5 protein-coding genes are annotated in these 7,673 nt (G+C 72.2%); 3 read left to right on the forward strand and 2 right to left on the reverse strand.

Features of this window, described 5'->3' with window-relative positions; genetic code table 11:
* Positions 1–41: 41 nt before the first annotated feature.
* The gene (locus ACGFH8_RS33170) at positions 42–1,253 is read right to left on the reverse strand and encodes an acyl-CoA dehydrogenase family protein (protein WP_393375135.1); all 1,212 of its coding nucleotides are present in this window, start codon (positions 1,251–1,253) and stop codon (positions 42–44) included.
* On the reverse strand, positions 1,253–2,332 hold the full coding sequence (locus ACGFH8_RS33175; protein ID WP_393375137.1) for a phosphotransferase family protein: 1,080 nt from the start codon (positions 2,330–2,332) through the stop codon (positions 1,253–1,255). Before ACGFH8_RS33175 ends, ACGFH8_RS33170 begins: the two co-directional genes overlap by 1 nt.
* Before the next feature lie 150 nt (positions 2,333–2,482).
* Between ACGFH8_RS33175 and ACGFH8_RS33180 the strand changes: the two genes are divergently transcribed.
* The 3 genes from ACGFH8_RS33180 (at position 2,483) to ACGFH8_RS33190 (ending at position 7,540) form a co-directional block, all read left to right on the forward strand.
* A complete protein-coding gene (locus ACGFH8_RS33180) occupies positions 2,483–3,184 on the forward strand; it encodes an amino acid-binding protein (RefSeq protein WP_393375140.1) in 702 nt (233 codons plus the stop codon).
* An 89-nt stretch (positions 3,185–3,273) separates the two neighbouring features.
* Positions 3,274–4,326, forward strand: a complete 1,053-nt coding sequence (locus ACGFH8_RS33185; RefSeq protein WP_393375142.1) for a GNAT family N-acetyltransferase — start codon at positions 3,274–3,276, stop codon at positions 4,324–4,326.
* Positions 4,327–4,633: 307 nt separating this feature from the next.
* Entirely contained in the window at positions 4,634–7,540 is a 2,907-nt protein-coding gene (locus ACGFH8_RS33190) for a glycoside hydrolase family 9 protein (RefSeq protein ID WP_393375144.1), read from the forward strand.
* The last annotated feature ends 133 nt before the right edge of the window (positions 7,541–7,673 follow it).

Genomic DNA, 7,673 nt, shown 5'->3' on the forward strand with positions numbered 1-7,673 from the left:
GCCGATGTGGCGGGCAATAACCTCATGATCAACGAGGGGGGTTACCCGGCCCAGCGGCGGAGTTCGCGCTTGGCCAGGGAGTTGCGGTGGACCTCGTCGGGGCCGTCGGCCAGGCGTAGTGTGCGGGTCTGCGCCCAGAGGGCGGCCAGCGGAGTGTCCTGGCTGACGCCGGCGCCGCCGTACCCCTGGATGGCCTTGTCGATCACCCACTCCGCCATCGCCGGGGTGCCGATCTTGATGGCCTGGATCTCGGTGTGTGCGCCCTTGTTGCCGACGGTGTCCATCAGCCAGGCCGTCTTCAGCACCAGCAACCGGGCCTGCTCGATGCGCACCCGCGACTCGGCGATCCACTCCCGGACCACGCCCTGCTCCGCGAGGGGCCGGCCGAACGCGACCCGCTCGTTGGCCCGGCGGCAGAGCAACTCCAGGGCCCGTTCGGCCATTCCGATCAATCGCATGCAGTGGTGGATCCGGCCCGGACCCAGCCGGGCCTGTGCGATGGCGAAACCGGTGCCCTCGGTGCCGATCAGGTTCGCCGCGGGCACCCGGACGTCGGTGAAGTCGATCTCGGCGTGCCCGCCGTGTGAGCCGTCGGTGTAGCCGAAGACGGTCATGCCCCGGCGCACGTGCACCCCGGGGGTGTCCCGGGGGACCAGCACCATGCTCTGCTGGCGGTGCCGGTCGGCGTCGGGGTCGGTCTTGCCCATCACGATGAAGATCTCGCAGCGCGGGTCCATCGCGCCGGACGACCACCACTTGCGTCCGTTGATCACGTACTCGTCGCCGTCGCGGGTGATCCGGGTGGCGATGTTCGTGGCGTCGGAGGACGCCACGTCCGGTTCGGTCATGCAGAACGCGGAACGGATCTCGCCCTCCAACAGTGGCATCAGCCAGCGCTGCCGCTGCTCTTCCGAGCCGAACTCGGCAAGCAGCTCCATGTTGCCGGTGTCCGGCGCCGCGCAGTTGACCGCCTCGGGCGCCAGGTGCGGGCTGCGCCCGGTCAACTCGGCGAGCGGAGCGTACTGGAGGTTGGTCAGCCCGGCGCCGTAGCGCGGGTCGGGCAGGAACAGGTTCCACAGGCCGCGCTTGCGGGCCTCCGCCTTCAGCTCGGCCAGGACCGGGGTACGCGACCACGGGTCACCGGCGGCCACCTGCTCGGCGTGCACCGCCTCGGCCGGGTAGACGTGCTCGGTCAGGAACCGGGCCAGCTCGTCGCGCAGCTCCTCGGTCCGGCTGTCGAATGAGAAGTCCATCACCGCTCCCTGGCAGCGGTCAGCCCGTGCGCGACCAGCGGTGCCACCATCTCGCCGATCCGGTCGAAGCCCTCGCCGAGCGTCTGCCCGAGCGTGTGGCGGTAGTGGATGCCCTCGCAGATGACCGCGAGCTTGAAACAGCCGAGCGCCACGTGCCAGTGCAGCGGGCCGACGTCCACGTCGCTGCGCCCGGCGTACCTGTCGAGCAGCTCGCCGCCGGTAGGGAAGCCGGCGCGCGGGCCGAGCCCGTCGGCGACCGGGTTGCCCTCGGCCGTGTCGCTGCCACCGAGCACGTCCCAGTACGTCAGGAGCAGCCCCAGGTCGGCGAGCGGGTCGCCGAGGGTGGCCATCTCCCAGTCGAGGACGGCGTGCACGGCCACCGGGTCGGCCGAGGCGAGGAGATTGTCCAACCGGTAGTCGCCGTGCACGATCCGGCCGGCGTTCGCGCCCTCCGGGGCGGTCGCCGCCAGCAGGTCACGCAGCTCGTCGATGCCGGGCAGCTCCCGGCTGCGCGAGCGGTCGAGCTGCCCACCCCAGCGGCGGACCTGCCGGGCCAGGTAGCCCTCCGGGCGGCCGAAGTCGCCGAGCCCGACCGCGGCCGGCTCGACGCTGTGCAGTGCGGCGAGCGTGTCCATCATCGCCATGGCGAGGGCCCGACGTCGGTCGTCGCCGAGCGGGTCGGTCTGCGCGCGGGCGCGGAACACCTCGCCGGGCATCCGCTCCATCAGGTAGAAGGGCGCGCCGATCACCTCGGGGTCGGCGCAGAGCAGCAGCGCGCCCGGGACCGGCACCTCGGTCGGCGCCAGCGCCGAGATGACCCGGAACTCGCGGGCCATGTCGTGCGCGGTCGCCAGCACGTGCCCGAGCGGAGGGCGGCGCAGCACGACCTCCCGGTCGCCGGCGCGCAGCAGGTAGGTGAGGTTGGACTTGCCGCCCGCGATCAGGTCGGCCCGCAGCGGCCCGACCGCCAGCTCGGGTCGGTGCTCGGCGAGGTAGCCGGCGAGCCGGTCCAGGGAGAGCCCGGCGGGAGAGGCGGGAACGGCGCCCGGTCGCGACGCATTCACGGCCGGATCACTCATCCGACTAGTTGATGGCAGCTCGCTCACGTTGTCAAGGTCAGATTTTCCCCTCGGGACATGCCTCGGCAACAGGGACGAAATGGTCAACCGGCAGGCTGTATCGCAGCCTGCCGGCCGCTTATCGCCGGCCCGCCGAGCGGAGGGACAGACATGTTGCTGCGAGTTCGGGTCACCCTGCCGGACCGTCCGGGCACGCTCGGCCAGGTCGCCCGCACGCTGGGCGTCTCCGGTGCGGACATCGTCCAGGTGGTGGTCCTCGAACGACTCGGCGGACGCGCGGTGGACGACTTCACTGTCGTCTGGCCGGGCGCCGCCCGGGTGGAGCGGCTGCTGGCTGGCCTCGCGGCGATTCCGGGCGTGCGGGTGGACGGCGTGTGGCGGGCGATCGGCGCGCCCACCACCACCGGCCAGGACGCGGAGCTGTTGGCCCAGGTCGCCGCCAACCCGGCCGACGGGCTGGCCACCCTCGTCGACGCGGTCCCCGGGCTGCTGGCGGCCGACTGGGCCGTCGCCGCCGTGGTGCCTGTCGACTGGGCCTCCCGGTCCGGCAGCGGCGGGGCGACGGTGGGGCACGCGAGCTGGCGTACCCCGGTGCCTCTGCGGTTGCCGGAGGTGACCCCGCTGCGCGGTCGGGCGATGACCACGCCCGACGGCACCCACCACGCGATCGCGCCGTTCGGCCGGGCGGGCCTGGTGCTCGTTGTCGCCCGGGAATACAGCGACACCCTCTGCGCCGCCAACTTCCACAGCACCGAGGTCGACCGGCTCACCCAACTGGTCCGGGCCAGTGCGGTGATCCTCGGCGACCGGCTGGACCTGGTCGGCGCGCCGCCGGTGGTCGCCGGCCCCTGACCGGCCGGCGAGTTCCCGGGCGCGACACCGCCGGGCAATCGGGCGGCAACAGCCGGCGACGAGGCTCTGCGGTGGGAAGGGAGCCAACCATGACGTTGTGGCGGATTCGAGCGACGGTGGACGACCGACCGGGTTACCTGTCGGTGCTCACGGCGAGCCTCGCGTTGCGCGGGGTCAACATCCTCACCGTGCAGGTGCAACCAACCGAACAGGGCGCGGTGGACGACTTCCTGGTCGACGCTCCGGACGCGCTCGACGAGGCGGGCCTGATCGCCGCCGTCGAGCGCGGTCGGGGCCGGGACTGCTGGGTGGCGCGCAGCGAGGCGCGCGGCCTGGCCGACCAGCCGACCCGGGTGCTCGGGCTGGCCAACCGGCTGGTGCGCGACCCGGACGCCACGGGCGAGGCATTGCGGACCCTGCTCGGCGCCGACTCGGTCACCTGGCGACCCGCGTCGACGGGCGTCGACCAGGGGATCGCCGGCGCCACCATGACGTTGGCCGATCCGGCGGGCGGCTCGTTCGCGCTGCGCCGGGCCGCGCCCGCCTTCACCCCGGCGGAGTACGCCCGGGCGCAGGCCCTCGTCGAGTTGGCCGCCACCGTGACGCGTCGGGCCGCGGAACAGGTCACCCTGGTGCTGCCCGACGGGGCCGAGGTGGCCGTCCGGCCGGGCTGCGCGCACGACCTGTCCGGCGTCGTCGAACTGCACGAGACGTGCTCCGCGCGGAGCCGGCACCGGCGTTACCTGGGCGGTGCGCTGCTGCCGCGGCCAGCCCGACTGCGTCGTCTGCTGGAGCCGGGGCGAGGGTTGACGCTCGTCGCCACGACCACCGGTGCCGACGGCGCGGCGGAGTCGGTGGTGGCCATGGCGAACCTGCTCGGCGAGGGCGACGAGGCCGAGGTGGCGCTGCTGGTGCGTGACGACTGGCAGCGGCGGGGGCTCGGCTCGGCGTTGCTGCGCCGGTTGGCCCGGCACGCCGACGCCGCCGGCTACGCGGCGCTGGTGCTGCACGTCCAGGCGGAGAACACCCCGATGCTGCGCACACTGCGGCGGCTGGACCGGCCCAGCTCGGTGGAGCGCGACGGCGCGCTGCTCACCCTCACCGTCCCGCTCGCCGTCGCGGCCCTGACCCGCCCGCGCTGACCGACCTCTGACCGTCCGTCCGGCCGACTCCCACGGCGTGCGTCGTCTGAGGCAGCGGGCGGCGGCCCAGAACGCTCCCGCTCGTTCGGCGTCGGACGCGCCCAGGGAGAGCTGCGCGATCATCGCCATCCACCGACGGGACCCCTTCACAAATCGATGACGGGCGCATTACATTGTCGGTTATCCATGGGAGCGCTTCCACGGCTCTCGTGGTCACACCGCCACCTCGTTGTCGCCGGTGGCCGTGCCGCCCGTACGCCGTCCCGCGTCGGTGCGACCGCCGGCGGCACCTCCGACAGGAGCCCGCATGCGCCACCTGACCCGGCCGTCCAGCGGCCATCCCGGTCGGTCACCGGTCGCCGACCAGCCTTGGCCCCGGCGCTTGCTGGCCGTCGGCGTCGCGCTGCTCACCGGCGCGTCCCTCGCGGTGACCGCACCGCCGACCGGGCCCGCCGCCGCCGCGCCGGCCGCGACCTACAACTACGCCGAGGCGTTGCAGAAGTCGCTGCTCTTCTACGAGGCGCAGCAGTCCGGCAAGTTGCCGGACTGGAACCGGGTTTCCTGGCGCGGCGACAGCGCCCTCACCGACGGCGCCAGCTCGGGTCTGGATCTCACCGGCGGTTGGTACGACGCCGGCGACCACGTGAAGTTCGGTTTCCCGATGGCGTTCAGCGCCACCATGCTCGCGTGGGGAGCGGTCGAGTACCGCGCCGGCTACACCTCCTCTGGGCAACTGCCGCACCTGCTCAACAACCTGCGCTTCGTCAACGACTACTTCATCAAGGCGCACCCGTCGGCAAACGTCCTCTACGGGCAGGTCGGCAAGGGCGACGACGACCACAAGTGGTGGGGTCCGGCCGAGGTGATGCAGATGGCGCGTCCCGCGTACAAGATCGATGCGAGCTGTGGCGGCGCGGACCTGGCGGGGGAGACGGCGGCCGCGATGGCCGCGTCCTCGATGGTGTTCCGGCCCACCGACGCGGCCTACGCGGACAAGCTGCTGGGCCACGCCCGGCAGCTCTACACCTTCGCCGACACGGTGCGGAAGTCCTACCACGAGTGCATCACCGACGCGACGAGCTTCTACCGCTCGTGGAGCGGCTGGCAGGACGAGCTGGTCTGGGCCGCGATCTGGCTGCACCGGGCCACCGGCGAGGCCAGCTACCTGGCCAAGGCCGAGAGTGAGTACGACAAGCTCAACACCGAGAACCAGACCACCACCCGCTCCTACAAGTGGACGATCGCCTGGGACAACAAGCAGTTCGGGGCGTACGTGCTGCTGGCCAACCTGACCGGCAAGCAGAAGTACGTCGACGACGCCAACCGGTGGCTGGACTACTGGACCGTCGGCGTGAACGGGCAGCGGGTTCCGTATTCGCCAGGCGGGATGGCGGTGCTCGACTCCTGGGGCGCGCTGCGCTACGCCGCGAACACGTCCTTCGCCGCGCTCGTCTACAGCGACAAGACCACCGACACCACCCGCAAGGCGCGCTACCACGACTTCGCCGTCCGGCAGATCAACTACGCGCTCGGCGACAACCCGCGCAACTCCAGCTACGTCATCGGGTTCGGCGCCAACGCGCCGAAGAACCCGCACCACCGCACCGCGCACGGCTCCTGGTGGGACAGCCAGACCCTCCCCGTCGAGACCCGGCACACCCTCTACGGCGCGCTTGTCGGTGGCCCGTCCGCGGCCAACGACGCGTACAGCGACAGCCGGTCGGACTACGTGATGAACGAGGTGGCCACCGACTACAACGCCGGCTTCACGTCCGCGCTGGTCCGGCTGACCTCCGAGTACGGTGGCACGCCGCTGGCGAACTTCCCGGTCGCCGAGACGCCGGACATCGACGAGCTGACCGTGGAGACCACCGTGGCGCAGGCCGAACCTCGGGCCACCGGGCTCAAGGTGATGGTCTACAACAAGTCCGCGTTCCCGGCCCGGGCCCTGACGAACGGGAAGTTCCGGTACTACTTCCGGCCCGACGGCACCGGCCCGGTGCAGGTCACCGCCGGCTACACCCAGGGCTGCCCGTCCCCGACCACGGCCAAGCAGTTCAGCGGCGACATCTGGTACGTGGAGGTCGACTGCACCGGCTACACCATCGCCCCGGCCGGCCAGTCGGCGCACCGGATGGAGGTCCAGTTCAAGATCGGTGTGCCGGAGGGCGGCACCTGGGACCCGACGAACGACCCGTCGTACCAGGCCACCGCCGGCCCCAACCGCAAGGTGCCGCTCTACTCCGGCAGCACCCGCGTCTGGGGCGAGGAGCCGGGGCCGGTCGTGCCGGACACCACCGCGCCGAGCGTCCCGGGCAAGCCCGTCGCGTCCGGCCTCGCGCCCCGCTCGGTCACCCTGACCTGGGCGGCGTCCACCGACAGTGGTGGCAGCGGCCTGGCCGGCTACGACGTCCGCGAGATCCAGGTCGGTGGCGACACGGTGCTGAACCGGCCCGTCACCGGCACCACGCTCACCATCTCGACGCTGCTGCCGGAGCACACGTACGAGTTCGCGGTCATCGCCCGCGACGGCGCGGGCAACAGGTCGGCGGCCTCACCGGTGCTCACCGTGACCACACCGCCGACCGGCTCGGCCGACACCACCGCGCCGAGCACGCCCGGCACCCCGGTCGCCTCGGCGGTCACCGCCACCGGGCTCACCCTGGCCTGGACCCCGTCGACCGACAACATCGGGGTCACCGGCTACCGGGTCTACCGCGAGGCCGGCACGACCGACGCGCTCGTCGGCTCGCCGACCGGCAGCACGGTGGCCCTGTCCGGGCTGACCGCGTCGACGGCGTACCAGTTCTACGTGGTGGCCGTGGACGCGGCGGGCAACACCTCCGCGGCGTCCGCGCCGGTTGCGGTGACCACCGCGGCCCCGCCGATCGGTGGTGCCTGCGCGGTGGCGTACGCCACCACCGACTGGGGCACCGGCGGCTTCACCGCCAGCGTGACGATCACCAACACCGGCACCAGTGCGATGAACGGCTGGACCCTGCGGTACAGCTTCCCCGCCGGGCAGACCGTCAGCCAGGGCTGGTCGGCGACGGTCAGCCAGACCGGGGCCGCGGTCACCGCCACGAACCTGTCCTACAACGGCACGATCGCGCCGGGGGCGTCGGTCAACTTCGGCTTCAACGGCACCCACACGGGCACCAACCCGAAACCGACGGCGTTCACCGTCAACAACGTCACCTGCGCCATCGCCTGAGGCGCCGAACGTTCGAGATCTTGGACAGTTTCCGTTCTGCGGCGGGCTCAACTGGTGGTTGCAACACCGAGGAGCTGGGTCATCTTCTCACCTGGGGTGGCCCAGCCCAGGGTCATGCGGGGGCGGTCGTTGA

It is taken from the genome of Micromonospora sp. NPDC049175, from assembly GCF_043197345.1.
Taxonomy (GTDB): domain Bacteria; phylum Actinomycetota; class Actinomycetes; order Mycobacteriales; family Micromonosporaceae; genus Micromonospora.

Coding starts and splice junctions, on each gene's coding strand:
- ACGFH8_RS33180 (WP_393375140.1), top strand. CDS start 2,483: ATGTTGCTGCGAGTTCGGGTCACCCTGCCGGACCGTCCGGGCACGCTC.
- ACGFH8_RS33185 (WP_393375142.1), top strand. CDS start 3,274: ATGACGTTGTGGCGGATTCGAGCGACGGTGGACGACCGACCGGGTTAC.
- ACGFH8_RS33170 (WP_393375135.1), bottom strand. CDS start 1,253: ATGGACTTCTCATTCGACAGCCGGACCGAGGAGCTGCGCGACGAGCTG.
- ACGFH8_RS33190 (WP_393375144.1), top strand. CDS start 4,634: ATGCGCCACCTGACCCGGCCGTCCAGCGGCCATCCCGGTCGGTCACCG.
- ACGFH8_RS33175 (WP_393375137.1), bottom strand. CDS start 2,332: ATGAGTGATCCGGCCGTGAATGCGTCGCGACCGGGCGCCGTTCCCGCC.